Origin of the sequence: Arthrobacter sp. HMSC06H05, from assembly GCF_001807395.1 — a bacterium.
Lineage (GTDB): Bacteria > Actinomycetota > Actinomycetes > Actinomycetales > Micrococcaceae > Pseudoglutamicibacter > Pseudoglutamicibacter albus.
In genome coordinates, this window is the sequence record NZ_KV788977.1 from 216,287 (window position 1) to 231,996 (window position 15,710).

General features: G+C 59.6%; 11 protein-coding genes. 5 read left to right on the forward strand and 6 right to left on the reverse strand.

All coding sequences use genetic code 11. The features are described 5' to 3' along the window. The first annotated feature begins 241 nt into the window (after positions 1 to 241). Complete coding sequence (locus tag HMPREF3160_RS03515) at positions 242 to 1,432, forward strand: glycosyltransferase family 4 protein (protein ID WP_070507088.1); 1,191 nt, start codon at positions 242 to 244, stop codon at positions 1,430 to 1,432. A gap of 63 nt (positions 1,433 to 1,495) precedes the next feature. Here HMPREF3160_RS03515 and HMPREF3160_RS03520 read toward each other — a convergent pair whose 3' ends face one another. Then, a complete protein-coding gene (locus HMPREF3160_RS03520; RefSeq protein WP_035754516.1) occupies positions 1,496 to 3,439 on the reverse strand; it encodes a glycosyltransferase in 1,944 nt (647 codons plus the stop codon). Further along, positions 3,436 to 5,544 (reverse strand): DNA gyrase/topoisomerase IV subunit B, encoded by a 2,109-nt coding sequence (locus HMPREF3160_RS03525; RefSeq protein ID WP_035754514.1) that lies wholly within the window; start codon positions 5,542 to 5,544, stop codon positions 3,436 to 3,438. Before HMPREF3160_RS03525 ends, HMPREF3160_RS03520 begins: the two co-directional genes overlap by 4 nt. A gap of 263 nt (positions 5,545 to 5,807) precedes the next feature. On the opposite strand from HMPREF3160_RS03525, the gene HMPREF3160_RS03530 reads away from it, so the two are divergent. Continuing rightward, on the forward strand, positions 5,808 to 6,008 hold the full coding sequence (locus tag HMPREF3160_RS03530; protein ID WP_070507090.1) for a DUF7455 domain-containing protein: 201 nt from the start codon (positions 5,808 to 5,810) through the stop codon (positions 6,006 to 6,008). Positions 6,009 to 6,101: 93 nt separating this feature from the next. Beyond that, a complete protein-coding gene (locus tag HMPREF3160_RS03535) occupies positions 6,102 to 6,458 on the forward strand; it encodes a DUF2218 domain-containing protein (RefSeq protein WP_070490494.1) in 357 nt (118 codons plus the stop codon). An 89-nt stretch (positions 6,459 to 6,547) separates the two neighbouring features. Here the strand turns inward: HMPREF3160_RS03535 and HMPREF3160_RS03540 are convergent, their stop codons facing one another. The 4 genes from HMPREF3160_RS03540 to HMPREF3160_RS03555 form a co-directional block, all read right to left on the reverse strand. Then, a complete protein-coding gene (locus tag HMPREF3160_RS03540; protein ID WP_070490496.1) occupies positions 6,548 to 8,257 on the reverse strand; it encodes an RNA polymerase sigma factor in 1,710 nt (569 codons plus the stop codon). Between the two features lie 227 nt (positions 8,258 to 8,484). Further along, positions 8,485 to 9,666, reverse strand: coding sequence for a hypothetical protein (locus tag HMPREF3160_RS03545; RefSeq protein WP_070490498.1), 1,182 nt, complete (start codon positions 9,664 to 9,666; stop codon positions 8,485 to 8,487). A gap of 187 nt (positions 9,667 to 9,853) precedes the next feature. Next, positions 9,854 to 11,188: an MFS transporter gene (locus HMPREF3160_RS03550; protein WP_176744691.1), complete on the reverse strand. Its 1,335-nt coding sequence runs from the start codon at positions 11,186 to 11,188 to the stop codon at positions 9,854 to 9,856. Next, positions 11,178 to 12,239, reverse strand: a complete 1,062-nt coding sequence (locus HMPREF3160_RS03555) for a PAC2 family protein (protein ID WP_070507092.1) — start codon at positions 12,237 to 12,239, stop codon at positions 11,178 to 11,180. The genes HMPREF3160_RS03550 and HMPREF3160_RS03555 overlap by 11 nt, the downstream gene beginning before the upstream one ends. A gap of 202 nt (positions 12,240 to 12,441) precedes the next feature. Here HMPREF3160_RS03555 and HMPREF3160_RS03560 point away from each other — a divergent pair, with 202 nt between their 5' ends. Both HMPREF3160_RS03560 and lpdA read left to right on the forward strand, forming a co-directional pair. Next, entirely contained in the window at positions 12,442 to 13,938 is a 1,497-nt protein-coding gene (locus tag HMPREF3160_RS03560) for a leucyl aminopeptidase (protein WP_035754505.1), read from the forward strand. A 220-nt stretch (positions 13,939 to 14,158) separates the two neighbouring features. Next, positions 14,159 to 15,535, forward strand: coding sequence for a dihydrolipoyl dehydrogenase (gene lpdA / locus HMPREF3160_RS03565; protein WP_035754504.1), 1,377 nt, complete (start codon positions 14,159 to 14,161; stop codon positions 15,533 to 15,535). The last annotated feature ends 175 nt before the right edge of the window (positions 15,536 to 15,710 follow it).

The window sequence follows — 15,710 nt, forward strand, 5'->3', positions numbered from 1 at the left end:
CTGCTAATTATAGGGTTTTTCTACCTATGTTTCCGCTTTGTAGCTTCCCTCGAGTGCGTCCATGACATACCTCACATATACGTTTATGCCCACTGCTGCATAGATCCCCATGCAATTCACTGATAACCCGTGTGCGCGGCGTCACTCGCCCCGTCCACAGCCCGTCGCTGCGGGTCAAAAGTTCACGCATCTTTCACATCGAACTGAGCCTCAAGCAACCTAGCTCAGCGAAGATCAAAGCGTGAGGATTTGCATTATCACCGAGTCCTATCCACCCCACGTCAACGGCGTATCGAATACAGCCAGACGAGCCGCCCATCACGCCCGTGATGCCGGCCACGACGTACTCGTCATCGCACCATCCTCCACGCCCTCCTGGGTTGCACGTTTTACGCGCATCGAAGGCATCGACGTGTATCAGGTCCCCGCACTCGCTGTCCCCGGCTACAACAGCTTCACGGCCTCGACCGTGACCAACATCGCGTTGCGGCCGGTCATTTCCCGCTTCAACCCCGATGTGGTCCACGCGGCCTCCCCCATGTGGCTGGGGCACGCTGGAACCTCTGCCGCAAAGAGCCTGGGTATCCCTATCGTCGCGGCGTATCAAACCGATATTCCCGCATACGTGAGCCGCTACGGTGTCGAGGCGCTGCGCACCCTTGCTCTATCTCAGTTGCGTCGCATCCATTCCCGCGCGCACACGAACCTGGTGCCAAGTTCGGCTTCAGCCCAACAGTTGAGTGCATTAGGCGTTGGCCGTTTGCGCATGTGGGGACGCGGCGTGGACCACGCGAATTTCTCCCCTTCCCGCCGCGCGGAGGGCCGCACTTGGTGGAACAGCCACGGGATCGGCATGGGCGGTCGCCCGATCGTTGGCTTCGTGGGCCGGTTAGCTCCCGAGAAGCAGGTCGAAGACCTCGCAGTCTTACTTGGCGCAGGAACACACGGCGGTTCAGCCTCGCGGGCACGGCTCGATGCGGATCTCGCCGTGATCGGTGACGGCCCAGCTCGCAGCCTGGCTGCCGCCGCGTTGCCTGGGGCGCACATGATGGGCCTGCAGCAAGCGCACACGGTCGGGGCGGCTATGGCAGGGCTCGATGTTTTGGTCCACACCGGCCCGTACGAAACCTATTGCCAGGTGGTCCAGGAGGGCCAGGCCGCTGGGGTCCCGGTCGTCTCGGTCGCAGCCGGAGGGCCGCTTGACCTGATCGAAGACGGGATAACCGGCCTGCTGTACGAGCACGGGAATCTGATAGGGCTACGGCACCACGTCGAAGAGCTTCTGGCCAGGCCAGAGTGGGCTGCGAAGATCGCGCAGGCAGGCTCCGAAGCGGTCGCGGACCGCACGTGGGATGCGATCAACGACCAGCTTCTAGGGCACTGGTCCACAGCCGCCTCAACCGGCAAACGGCTCAAGACCTGGACTCAGTGAACCTGTGCTCTAGTAGACCTCTACCCCAGTAGGCGGGCCGACCCACCACTAGGTTGACCTAGATCAGGCTGCAGCGCTGTCGCTTGACTCAACCGCACGGAGCCGGACGCTCAGATTATCCTGTTCCGTTGAATAGGCTCGCATCCGGCCGGAATCCAGCGGTAGCTTCACGTTGCCGGCTGCCACGCGTGGTTGATACAGGCGCCGTCCGGTACGGAACACGAGGCTGAAGTCGACAACGCCTTTCGGCAACCGTGCGAAGGTTTCCATCGGGATAGTAGCGGTTACGGTATCGCCTTCGATGCGCGCAGGCACACGGCGGTAGAGCTTAGTGCCACGGAAAGTCCACGCGAGCGCAAGATCCTCAAGCTCAGGCACATCGATGGCTTCCCCGCGTTCAGTGGCCTCAACCTTGATCTTGACCTCGAATGAACCCTCTGGATCGATGCCCACGGGCTCCGCTTCGGTCGCGCCGGTGAACTCGACCGATTCAGCGTTGGCGGTGAAGGCCGCCCGGTTGATCGCACCGAAGGGTAACTCAGCGAGCACCTGACCCCATTCGCGCACAATGTTTGGCTCGAAGAAGTCTGCGGCACGCTTGCGGGCCGCCCTCCTCATCGTGGTGAGTTCTTCCTGGCTCATGGTTGCCACTTTGGCCACCGTTTGGGCCAATGCTTCAACATCGCCGGGCGGGACTAGGAAACCGTCCACGCCGTCGGTAATGATTTCGGCTGGCCCGTATTTGATGTCGTAGACGATCGGGATGCAGCCGGCAGACATGCTTTCGAGCACGACGAGCCCTTGGCCTTCGAAAACGCTCGTCAAGAGACTGAACGAGGCGTCCAGATAAACCTTTTTGGCTTTCTGATCGTGTCCCTTCAACGTGATCGTTGCCGACGTATCTGACTCTTCGATCAGGTCAGCCAGAGAATCGTGTTCATCGCCTTCACCGTAGATATCCAGCTTGAGTCCCGGGACGTCGTGGCCTGCAAGCTCTACCGCCTTGATGCTGTGGTCCACGCGTTTAACCGAAACCAGCCGCGCCAGCGTCGCCCCGAACCGCGGATCACGAGGCTTTTCGGTATCCCCGTCGAGGTCTTCGGTGGGGTTTGAGATACGGTGCAAGTTCCCGGCTGGGAAGCCGATCTCAATCAGATCGCGGCGTTGATTCTGTGTCAGCGTGATCAAAGCATCGTAGGCGCCGATGTTTTTGAACAGCGGGAACTTGCTCCTATACAGCTCCCCCTCAACTTTGGGATCACGCGCCAAGTGGTTGTTGTGCAGAACGCTCGTCACAACCACATTCTTGCGGCGGTACCGGTGGAATAGGTTAGCGGCGAATGCCGAATCCACGTTGATGTAGCTGCGTTTGCCATCAAGTACGACGTCCATCCAGGCCATATACATGCTGGTCGCGGAAGTCCACTGAGCGATGACCTCGCCGTTGCTGTTGAACAGGGCGAGGCGCCTGCCGGCTGGCTCGCCCTTGGTTTTCATATCGAGGCGGTCACTGAGCACAATATTGCCCTGCTCGGAATAGAAGTCGCGTTGTAGCAGCTTCCCTTCAGCGTTGCGGCGCTCCAACTTAATACCGCGTCGGTCACGCTTTTTAGCAGGCGCTTCCAGAATGTCCGATGCACTTGCTTGGTCCGGTTTCTGCTTACCGGCCATCCGTTGCAGCATCGCATCTGGCCAGGCGCGCAGGTCATGCCACACGTTACGGATCTGGACACGCTCATCCAGGAACCCCTGGGAACGCAAACGTTCGCCGCGTTCTTCCGGATCCAGCTTGGGGTCAAACGTCAGAATCGTGACGTAGCGGTTGTCTTCGCGAGCGAACGCGCTCGTGCGTTCAAGTGAGACGGTCGTCATACCGCCGTACGAGTCAGCGATGCCCCATAAGAGCGTGTAGTACTCACCCTCGGGAAGCACACCGTTGGGCGTCAACGGTAGACGTTCCTCGCGTTTGTTGAACAGCTTGTTAAAAAGGGGTTTTATGGGGCTCATGCGTCGATCTGTTCCTTCTCAAGTCGGTCGGCAGATTCGATCAAAAATTCCTTCCGCGGTGCAACATCTGAGCCCATCAACAAGTCGAAGATCCGCTCGGCTGATGACGCTTCTTCAAGTCGCACTCGGCGTAGTGTGCGGGTATGCCGGTCCATGGTTGTTTCCGCTAGCTGCTCTGCGTCCATCTCGCCCAAGCCCTTATAACGCTGGATTGGCTCTTTATAGGACAGGCCCTCTTCTTCGATGCGCTTCAAAACCTGGTGCAGTTCAGCTTCCGAATAGGTGTAGAGCACCTCATTCGGTTTTGAGCCGCGGTGCACAATCTCAATCCTGTGCAACGGAGGGACAGCGGCGTAGACACGGCCGTCCTCGACCATCGGGCGCATATACCGGTAGAACAGCGTCAACAACAGCGTGCGGATGTGAGCGCCATCAACGTCAGCATCCGTCATGATGATGGCCTTCTGATACCTCGCCTGATCGAGTTCAAACGTGCGGCCAGAACCCGCCCCAACCACCTGGATGATCGCTGCACACTCAGCGTTAGAGAGCATGTCCGCAACCGAGGCTTTCTGAACGTTGAGGATCTTTCCTCGGATAGGCAACAGGGCCTGGAACTCCGAGGAACGCGCCAAACGCGCGGTGCCGAGCGCGGAGTCACCCTCAACAATGAACAGTTCGGAACGCTCAACGTCTTTAGTGCGGCAATCCAGAAGTTTCGCCGGCAACGATGAGGACTCCAGGGCGGTCTTGCGCCGCTGAGTTTCCTTATGTTTGCGCGCCGAGATGCGGGACTTCATCTCGTTGACGACCTTCTCCATCACGGCCGTGGCTTGCGCCTTATCTTGGCGGCCCCGCGCTGAAAGTTTCTCCTTGATGCCCTGCGTCACCACACGGGAAACAATCTGGCGCACCGCGGATGTACCCAAAACCTCCTTGGTTTGGCCTTCGAACTGCGGCTCAGCCAAACGCACAGTCACGACCGCGGTCAGCCCAGCCAGCACGTCCTCCTTATCAGGCTTATCATCGCCTGCTTTCAGCCGGCGCGCATTCGTTTTGATCGCGTCACGAACAGCGCGCGTCAACCCGTTTTCGAATCCGGCAAGGTGCGTGCCGCCCTTCGGGGTCGCGATGATGTTGACGAAAGAGCGCACGGTCGTGTCGTAGCCGATCCCCCAACGTAGCGCGATGTCAACATCGCAGGTCCGCTCGACGTCTTGCATGCTCGCATGCCCCTGCTCATCCAGGACCGGCACGGATTCCGTGAAGGTACCGCTGCCCTGCAGCTTCCACGTATCAGTTACGGAAGCGTCCACGGCGAGGTGATCAACGAACTCGACAAGTCCGCCGTCATACTGCATGACCTCTTCAGTGACCTCTGCGCGGGTTCCGTCAGCCTGTTGAAGGCGGCGTTCATCACGCAGCACGATGCGCAGGCCCGGAACCAGGAACGCGGTCTGGCGGGCGCGACGCTCAAGAGCGGTCACATCGAACGCGGCATCCGGGGTGAATATTTGCGGATCGGCCCAATAACGGACCCGAGTTCCAGTGACCCCACGCTTAGCTTTACCAACCACCTCGGGCTGCCGTGGCTCACTGTAAGCGGTGAACGGGGCATCGGGCTTCGGCTGCCCCTTATCGGTGTAGGCGCCTGGTTCTCCGCGGCGGAACTGCATCCTGTAGGTCTTACCACCCCGGTCAACCTCGACGTCCAGGCGCGATGAGAGCGCGTTGACAACGGATGCACCAACACCGTGCAAACCACCTGATGCGGTGTAGGAACCGCCGCCGAACTTACCGCCAGCGTGCAACTTAGTGAAGACCACTTCCAGGCCAGAGAGCCCCGTGCGAGGCTCAACATCCACCGGGATGCCGCGGCCATCATCGGACACTTCGACTGAACCGTCCGCGTGCATCGTGATGGTGATTGTCGAGGCGAAGTCAGCCAGAGCCTCATCGACCGAGTTATCGATAATCTCCCACAGGCAATGCATGAGGCCGCGCGAATCGGTTGAGCCGATATACATGCCCGGGCGTTTACGAACCGCCTCAAGCCCTTCAAGGACTGACAAATGGCGGGCCGAATACTCGGATCGCTGGGACACGATAATGCCTTTCGCAGGGAACTGTACTGAATCTGGTGAGAACTTCTATGTAGCCTCTTGTGAGGCCCTCTACCCTAAGGAACCTACACTTCAAGAATAAGGTTCGGTAGCGTCAAGGAAGTGCAACTAAAGTCGCATAGCCGAGTCGCACTACAGGCCTGGATACGCCAGTGGTGAAATTCGGCACGCCGCGGGACTGTGTTCTGGGCTCGCATGGTTACAGTAAGTAGCTACAGATTCTGCGTTAGCTATAGGAGGATCTTATGAACGCGACAGCAACTCGAGAGCTCACTACCGCTGATCGTTGCGATAATTGCGGCGCTCAAGCCTACATCCGCGCCACATTGGCTTCCGGCGGGCAGCTGTTGTTCTGCGCGCACCACGCCCGCGCGGTTGAGGAATCCCTGCGCCCACAAACCAGCGAATGGCTGGATGAATCGGATCAGCTGACCGTCAACGCCTAGTTAATGCCTCAACGCAGGCATAAGCAGTGCCAGCGGCGAGCTTCCGTACCCAGTCTTATCCCAGCAAGACTCCTATCTCATTGAGGTGAACCCGTGCTGACGTCCTCCCTCTTCGTTGAGACCGAGCGGCCCGAACGCTACGTAAAGCAGCTGCTGTCCCACTTGACCCGGGTCAAGCCTGACCCGGATGGCGGGCCTGACCGTGCACGTTTCGTAAGTTCCGATGCTGAGGCTGGCACAAGGCTGGCTTTCACTGATGACGGCACAACGCCCGATGAGTCGAACTACACGTTGCTGGTGTGCGAGCCGGAACGTGGCGTTGCGGTGACGCACCACGCTTCAAACGAGGAGTCCCTTGAACGCTTGGAGAAAGTCGTGACGGGTCATTTGTGGCGTTTCATTCACGGGCGTGAAGCGCACTACCCTGAGCATCAGCGCGCAGATATGTAACTGTTTTAGTTCTTTGGTTAACGCTTCGGGGCGGGCATCCTGTTGGATGCCCGCCCCGATGCGTCTATTGCGCCCGTTGCCTCTGGTGTCTAGTCGAGGTAGTCGCGTAGCACCTGGGAGCGGGATGGGTGGCGCAGCTTAGACATCGTCTTGGATTCGATCTGGCGGATGCGTTCGCGGGTCACGCCATAGACCTTGCCGATCTCATCAAGGGTCTTCGGCTGGCCGTCGGTCAAGCCGAAGCGCATGGCCACAACCCCTGCTTCGCGCTCGGACAACGTATCGAGCACAGTGTGCAGCTGCTCCTGCAGGAGGGTGAACGACACGGCGTCAGCTGGGACGATCGCCTCGGAGTCTTCGATGAGGTCACCGAATTCGGAATCGCCGTCTTCGCCGAGCGGGGTGTGTAGCGAGATCGGTTCGCGACCGTATTTTTGAACCTCAACGACGCGTTCCGGGGTCATGTCGAGCTCTTTAGCGAGCTCTTCCGGGGTCGGTTCGCGGCCGAGGTCCTGCAACATCTGGCGTTGCACGCGTGCGAGCTTGTTGATGACTTCAACCATGTGCACGGGGATACGGATGGTGCGGGCCTGGTCTGCCATAGCGCGGGTGATCGCCTGACGGATCCACCAGGTTGCGTAAGTCGAGAACTTAAAGCCCTTGGTGTAGTCGAACTTCTCGACTGCGCGGATCAAGCCGAGGTTGCCTTCCTGGATGAGGTCCAAGAACAGCATGCCGCGGCCGGTGTAGCGTTTGGCCAACGATACGACGAGACGCAGGTTCGCCTCCAACAGGTGGTTCTTGGCGATGCGGCCGTCGTGAACAATCTGTTCGTAGTCGTAGCGCAGGCGCTTATCCATGCGCTTGCCTTTTTCTTTCGCTTCGTCGAGCTTGTGTTGGGCAAACAGGCCCGCCTCGATACGCAACGCGAGATCGACTTCTTCCGCCGCGGTCAGCAGCGCGACTTTACCGATCTGTTTGAGGTAGTCCTTGACCGGGTCAGCGGTCGCGCCGGCGACGGTAACCTGCTGTTGCGGTGCGTCGTCTTCGTCGCTGGTGGTGAGGGTGAAGCCCTTAGACTCTTCGTTTTCTTTTTTCCCGGACTTGGATTCGCCTTGCTTTTCCTGGCCGTGACGCTGCTCGGCCTCGTCCTTCTCGGCGTCCTCGTCTTCCTCATCGACGTCGTCTTCGAGGTCGTGATCCTCATCGACGGCATCGTCCTCATCTTCGAGGTCTTCGTCTACGAACTCGTCCGGTTCTTCTTCGTCTTCAACTTTAGCTTTGGACTTCTTTGCAGCCGATGCGGCGGCCGTCTTCTTAGCCGCCGGCTTACGGGTAGCAGTCTTCTTGGCCGTGGCTTTCTTGGCAGTGGTCTTCTTAGCGGTGCTAGCCGTTTCTTCTTCGGTCTCTTCCGCTTCCTCGGCGGCTTTCGCTGCCGCGGCCTTGGTCTTGGCGGCGGTCGAGGTCTTCTTAGCCGCAGCGGTAGCCTTCGCAGCCGTGCTCTTGGCGGCGGTCTTCTTGGTAGCCGTCGTCTTTTTTGTTGCCGTGGTCTTCGTTGCCGCGCTCGACTTAGCCGCGGTGCTCTTAGCTGCGGCCGTCTTCTTCGTTGCAGTCTTGGACGAACCGGACTTAGCGGTAGAAGCCTTTGTCGCTGCGGTCTTGGTTGCGCTCGCCTTCGTCGCAGTCGACTTTGTTGAAGCAGCCTTCTTAGTTGGCGTCTTCTTCGCCGTGCTCGACGTAGTGGCTTTTGGCTCCGCCGTTGCGGTGTCCGTTGACTTCGAGGAGGTCTTCGCTGGCACGAGTTCCCTTTCTGGTCAGCAAGATTCGTGCGTGGCTAAGGGGTGCTCACGCTACTAAGACCCTGTCAAGTCCCAGGTAAGTTGGCGCACGCTCAGCCGCGTTATAGCCCCTGAAACTGAAGGGTCGTTAAGGTTCAACCACGGCTATACCGTTTTTGTTCCCGTGACCCGAAAGATTTTTGCACAACTCGCCGCTGCCCCGCCTCGCACCGGGAAGAGAGCCCCGCTCACCCGCCTGGAGGTCTTTCTATCCATCGCGGATAAGCCCTAGCTTCCAGCACCTCTTTGACGTGGCGGACAAACGTACTCAGCTCCGGAGTTTCTTCTAAGCTCGTGAACTGGCTTTCGTACCGAAGGGCCTCCTCGATGTTTCGCATGGCTTTGTTTCTGTTCCCGAGTGCCCATTCGATCCATGCCAGCATCGCGAGTGCTATCGCTAGAGGGCCCCGGCCAGTAGCCGTGATCATCGTGCATGCGTACTCGATGATGGAGCGGTGGGCACGAAGCCCATCAGCTGACATCGGGCCGCCCCACTGCCCCGTGAAGACCTCCCTGTATTCGACCTCGGATACGTGTTTGCACGGCACCGTGATCTGCTGGATCATGCGTTCACGCTCTGTTGTGACTTCAAGCTGCGCGCATACGGCGGCGACCACGTGCACGAGTGAATGGGTCCACACCCCAACGTATTGATCGCTCGTGTGTGAGTGTGGCCCAGGTTGTGTTTCGCGGATCTCATGTTGTTTGAGCACCCACTCCCACACATCCACCATGTGCCATATGCCGGTCATGAGCGCGCGGTCCCGTTCCCGCTGCGCACACGGGTACGCCTCGCGGAAAAGCTCTTTCGCACATTCAGGCACCTCGTACGCCTCTTTCACGCCGCCAACGCTGACGGCGCGGGCGGCGCGGGCGGCGCGGGCGGCGGTTGAATAATGTGCCGTGGCATGGTTGACCGGTTCCGTGGAACGCACCGCCGCGTAGTGCGGTGCCCAGTGTCCGCCTTCCTGAAGAGCGCTGTTTGAGAACCACCGGGATTCTTCGACCGCGTAGGCCATCACGATGTTCGGCCACCTCTGTGCACAGGCTTCAGCCCATCTGCGCCCCGCTGCTGCCGTGTCATAGAGCCCTATGATGATGCGGTGGGCTTGGGAGGCGCTTTGTTGCACAACGCGTTCGCACCGTTCGAGGTCTTGCAATGTCCACGCATCACACCGAACGGTTGAAGTCCAGACGTCATGTTCATCAGTCAGGATCAAAACCACTGCGTGATGCGGCTGTTGCTCACAGCGCTGTTCAACGCCGCGTATCAGGTGACAGAAATGCCCGATGCGCCTGCGGCCAGCGCTGCTGTCTTCACGTGGCCCTGCGCCTTCATGTGCTTCTGGGGAAAGATCAGAAATACTCATAGACCGATTCCAGCCGGTCTACGAAACCCGTGGTGAACTCACGATAAAACAGTGGATATCGAGCCGAGGATTAAGAGGGTGTGGATTCCCGAACCCCCGGCAACCAGCCGGTGCGAGGCTTTCTATCTCAGCCTTGCCACCGCTAGGTAGACCTGTGGCCTCTAGCTCTGAGCCGTCTAGCCTTACGTTATTTAACCCGGCGGCGCGCGCGTATTTGCTGCATGAACACTCGCCTCAGCGACGCATAGTCCGGGTAGCGGCGCCGTACCAGGCGCAAAGAGATGAAGAACCCGATATACCCGATCACAAAGATGGCCAGCACCACGGTGAACGCGAGTTGGAAACCTTCCAACGTATAGAGGGCACCGCCGGCATCCGCCCCCGCGGCATCGGGGTGGCCAGCCACCGCATCGAGCACAAAACCCACGCCGCCGATCGCGATAAGACCACCGGAGAAAGAGCCCACGTTCGCAACGCCGGTCGCCGTTCCTGCAACGTGGGCAGGGTTCTCCGTGCGCGTGAAGTCGAACGCGATCATCGATGCCGGGCCACCGCAGGCCAAAACGAAAGCGGCAAGGAAGTTCATCCACAGCGGCGCCCCGCCAGGCCACACAATCAACGCGACCCAGCACGCCAACCCTGCCATCGATATCAGGATGACCATGAGCGAACGCCGGTACAGGAAGCGGGCAACCAGAACACCGAGGATAGGACCGAACACCATCGCGACAAACACGAACATACTCATCACAGTGCTCGCCTGCGCCGGTGAATACCCCATCCCGGAAACCAAGTATGGATAACCCCATACGAGCAGAAACACGTTGATCGAAAACGCGCCCAACCAGTGTGTCCAGAACCCAAGCCACGTCCCCGGGCTCACGGCTACCGCCTTGATCTGGCTCAGAAGCGACAACCGTTGCCCACCGGAATGGCTCGGCCGCTTACCTCCCGGAAAGTCCCTCACCGCGATGACCGTAAGCGCACACGCCAAAACACTCATCGCTGCCAGGGAAACGAATGTTGTGCTCCAGCCACGCCAACCCAAAAGGAATGCGACCGGAAAGAGGGAAACCAGCTGACCAACTTGCCCCAACGTACCCGTCAGTTGAGACATCACAGGGTTCATACGTGGCGCAAACCAGGCCGGCACCAAACGCATCACGGACACAAATGTCATCGCGTCCCCGGCACCCACTAAAACGCGCCCCACATAGCCCTGCACAACATCGTTGGCTAACGCCAGAACAAACTGACCAGCCGCCATGAGTACCGCGCCGATCGCGATCATCCACCGCGAACCGAACCGGTCCACCAGCGTGCCGACCGGGATCTGTAGCGCGGCGTACACAACCAACTGCACGACGCCGAACGTACCCAACACCGCAGCCGTTGCGTTGAAACGCTCGGTTGCGTCCAAACCCGCAACACCGAAAGACGTGCGTTGCGTGACAGAAACCATGTAGGCGAAAACAGCAACGCCCCACACGAGCCATGCGCCACGGCTCGTCTTATTCATCATCAGCCTGCTCGCCCGCCTGCTGGTCTGTAACATCCGTGTGCTCGTCTGCAGCAGCCGTGTGCTGGCCTCCAACGTCCGAGTGCTCGCCTGAGGTGTGTGGCCCGGCTTCTGATGTTTGTGGCGCGGCTTCGAGTTGATCCAGGGTTTCTGCGTCTTCAACGAAAGCGTCAGATACGTTGCTCAGATACTTTTGCGCCGCAGCCGCGATCTGGTCGCCATCCGGTAGTTCGGATTCGTCTTCGGCGAGCGCGGTGGAGGAACGCAGCAGTGGGGTTTCCATGTCGTAGCGTTTCTCGAGGCCTTCGATCATGGTGGTCGCCTCGGTGTTGTTGTGTAGTTGTTCTTCGATTTGGGCGTCTACGGCGCGCCCTAGTTCGCGTAGTTGTTCGCTGGGCGCGGAGATCCCGGCGTGGGCCGCGATGGCGTCCAGGCCGGCTACTGCGGCGGCCGGATAGTCGGATTCAGCGATGTAATGCGGGACCTGGATGGTCATGCCTTTGACGTTGAAGCCGTGTTCGGTCAGCCGGGTTTCAAGCAGGTGTGAAAACGATGCGGGAAGCCTGAATGGCCCGCTTTCTAGCCCGCCTGAGTCACCGTGTTCGCGCACCACAACTGGGCGTGTGTGTGGGACTGGTAGCGGCATCGAGTGCACGACGGATACTTCGTTGGATCCGACTGATTCCAGCAGGTCGGTCACCGCCATCACGACGCGTTCCCATGCGATCACCGGTTCGGAGCCGCAGAGCAGGATCGCTTGGTTGCCGAGTTCATCGGTGACGATGTCGACGCCGAGGCGTGGTGCCCGGTAGTCCTTGAACGTGCCGTTTTCGAAGGTGATGTGGGGGCGGCGGGCGCGGTGGTCGATCAGGAGGTCGGAGTCGAATTCGGCTAGAGGTGTCACATCCATTTCACTACGGATTGTCCGGCGCATCATGCGCACCCCGGAGCCGGCATCGAAGGCACCATCTACCAGGACGACAACAGGCAGGTTGGCCCCTGCTATCTGTTGTTGTGCCCTGCCGTGCACATCGATGATGTCATCTCCTAACACCTTGGTGAGACGCTCCTTCCGTGCCGTGCCCTCGCGTGAGAGGTATTCGTTACTGCTTCTATAACACAGCGGGAACATCATTTGTTCCCGCGACCTGCGTGCATGGTGCGCATATGCTGGAGATAGTGGCCCAATTCACGTGCTACTACTCGTGGCCGAGATCTCTCGGCCTCCTCGATTCATACAAGGAGATTTCACACCAGTGCACGCCATCGATGATTTCACGCTTTCAGTCATTGCCCCGGACGAGTCCGGCCTCAAACCTGATGCGACCGTGTGGGTTGCTCGCGCCGAGAATGATGCGGCAGTGGTTCTGGGGGATGCTCCAGAGGGTCTGGATCAGGCCCTTGAGGAGCTGGCTTTCAGTGCTGATGCTGGCAAGGTAGCCCAGGTTCCGGGTGCTGGCGATAACGGTTCGCTCGCGGTTGTTGTTGGTTTGGGTTCTGTGACGGACCCAACACCGGAGGACCTGCGCCGTGCGGCTGGTGTTGCGACCCGCGCTCTTTCCGGGCGTGAGACGGCGCTGTTGCGTTTCCCTGCTGAAGAGCCGGAGTTGCTGGCAGCCGCCCTTGAGGGTGCCTCGTTGGGTTCGTGGGCTTTCCGCGCCTACAAGTCTTCCAAGCCAGCTAAAGGCAACCCGCTCGAGCAGGCTGTTGTCGCAACGAGCCTGGCCAACGATAAGTCTGTCAAGAAGATCGTTGAGCGTGCTGCTATCGTGACTCGCCACGCCAAGCAGGTCCGTGCTCTCGTCAACACCTCCCCCGCCGACCTGTTCCCGGAGACTTTCTCCGAATACGCTCAGGAGCAGGCCTCCGGCACCAAGGTCAAGGTTGAGGTGTGGGATGAGAAACGCCTCGTCCAAGAGGGTTTCGGAGGCATCATCGGTGTTGGCCGCGGCTCCGAGCGTGGCCCGCGCCTGGTCAAGGTTTCCTACACGCCGTCCAAGAAAGCTAAGCACCTGGCGATCGTGGGTAAGGGCATCACGTTCGATACCGGCGGCATCTCCCTCAAGCCAGCACCAGGTATGGAAGAGATGAAGTCTGACATGACCGGTGCGGCCACTACCCTGCATGCGGTCTTGGCTGCTGCTGAGCTCGGCCTGGAAACCCGTGTGACCGGCTGGCTGTGCCTGGCAGAGAACATGCCTTCCGGTTCCGCTACCCGCCCAGGTGACGTGCTGACCATGTACAAAGGCACCACCGTCGAGGTCACAAACACCGATGCCGAGGGCCGCCTTGTCTTGGGCGATGGCCTGACCAAGGCCTCGGAAGAAAACCCAGACCTGCTGCTGGACATCGCTACCTTGACCGGCGCGCAGCTGGTCGCTCTGGGGCAGCGTACCGCGGGCATCATGGGCGATGAGGAAGCGACCTCCGCGATCGAGGCAGCTGCTGAGTCCACCGGCGAACTGCTGTGGACCATGCCGATCCCAGAAGAGATCCGCAAGGACCTCGACTCAGTCACCGCAGACCTGCGCAACTCAGGGGACCGCAACGGCGGAATGCTCAAGGCAGCTGCGTTCCTGCGCGAATTCGTGGGCGCCAAGGACGATGATGATTCCAAGCCAACCTGGGGCCACATCGACATCGCCGGTCCATCCTTCAACAACAAGGCACCGTGGGGTCATACGCCTAAGGAAGGAACCGGCTACGCGCTGCGCACCCTTGTTGAAGTAGCGGCCAACCTCGGCAACAACTAACCCGTAGCGCCGCAGCCCACACGGCTGGGGCAATCCAACAACGGACACGAGAGGCCTGGCGGCCCACCCAGCCATCCCCTAGCCAGAGAAAGGCCAGGTGAGGGCACGAAATTGGCTCGTGGCTTATTTCACCGGCCGCCAGGCCCTCTTCTGTCCACAAACATCGCCGCAGGGGCTAACATAATAGAAGCATCTCAACACCGACCTAAGGGAGCATTCCGTGGCCGAATCGGCAACGACAGAATTTGACGTGTTGGTCCTCGGCGGAGGTTCCGCCGGCTACTCAGCAGCTCTTCGCTCAGCACAGCTGGGCATGAAGGTTGGCCTGGTTGAGCGCAGCAAGCTGGGCGGCACCTGCCTGCACACCGGCTGTATCCCAACCAAGGCGTACCTGCACTCCGCAGAGCTCGCAGACGAAGCCCGCACCTCATCCAAGTACGGCGTCAACACGACTCTTGACTCCATCGACATGGCTACCGTCAAGAAGAACAAGGACGGTATCGTCCAGGGCAAGTTCCGTGGCTTGTCCGGCCTGATCAAGATGCGCAAGATCGAGGTCATCGAAGGTGAAGGTAAGCTCACCGGCCCTGACACCGTGACTGTGGACGGTACCGAATACAAGGGCAAGAACATCGTCCTGGCTACCGGTTCCAAAACCAAGACCATGGGCATTGACATCACCGGCCGCGTCATCACCTCCACCGAGGCACTCGAGATGGATTACCTTCCGGAGTCCGCGATCGTACTCGGCGGCGGCGTGATCGGCGTCGAGTTCGCATCCATGTGGAACTCCTTCGGCGTTGACGTGACCGTTGTTGAGGGCCTGCCATCGCTGGTACCGAACGAAGACCCGGCGATCATCAAGGTCCTTGAACGCGAGTTCAAGAAGAAGGGCATCAAGTCCAAGACCGGCGTCTTCTTCGAAGAAGTCACCCAGGATGACGAGAAGGCGACCGTCAAGCTCGCTGACGGCACCTCGCTCGAAGCAGAGCTCGTTTTGGTTGCTGTTGGCCGCGCACCTGTCACCGAAGGCTTCGGCTACGAAGAACAGGGCATCGAGGTCGACCGCGGTTTCGTGATCACCAACGAGCGCCTCCACACCGGGGTCGGTAACATCTACGCGATCGGTGACATCGTCCCAGGCGTCCAGCTGGCACACCGCGGCTACCAGCACGGCATCTTCGTTGCCGAAGAGATCGCCGGCCAGAACCCGATCATCGTTGAAGACATCAACATCCCGAAGGTCACCTTCTGCGAGCCACAGATCATGTCTGTTGGCTACTCGCAGCCAAAGGCTGAAGAGAAGTTCGGTAAGGACAACATCGAGGTTTCCGAATACAACCTCGCCGGCAACGGTAAGTCCTCGATCCTCGGCACCGGCGGCATCGTGAAGATGATCCGCGTCAAGGAAGGACCTATCGTGGGTGTGACCGGCATCGGTGGCCGCTTCGGTGAACAGATCGGTGAGGCACAGCTGATTGTGAACTGGGAAGCATACCCAGAAGACGTCGCTCACCTCGTCCACGCCCACCCAACCCAGAACGAGTCCCTGGGCGAGGTTGCCCTGGCATTGGCCGGAAAGCCTCTCCACGGCTAGCTCTTACGCTCTATAGTTGCCGGTGAGCTCGAACACAAGAGGACATCGCACGTGCTTTCGGGCTCACCGGCGGCTTAGGCTTATACGTATAGCGTTATCACCACAACCATTGACGGCCCGGGGACATCACAGTTTCTTGGGTAACGTGATCAAGACAGCTCCGCCGGTTGCAGAA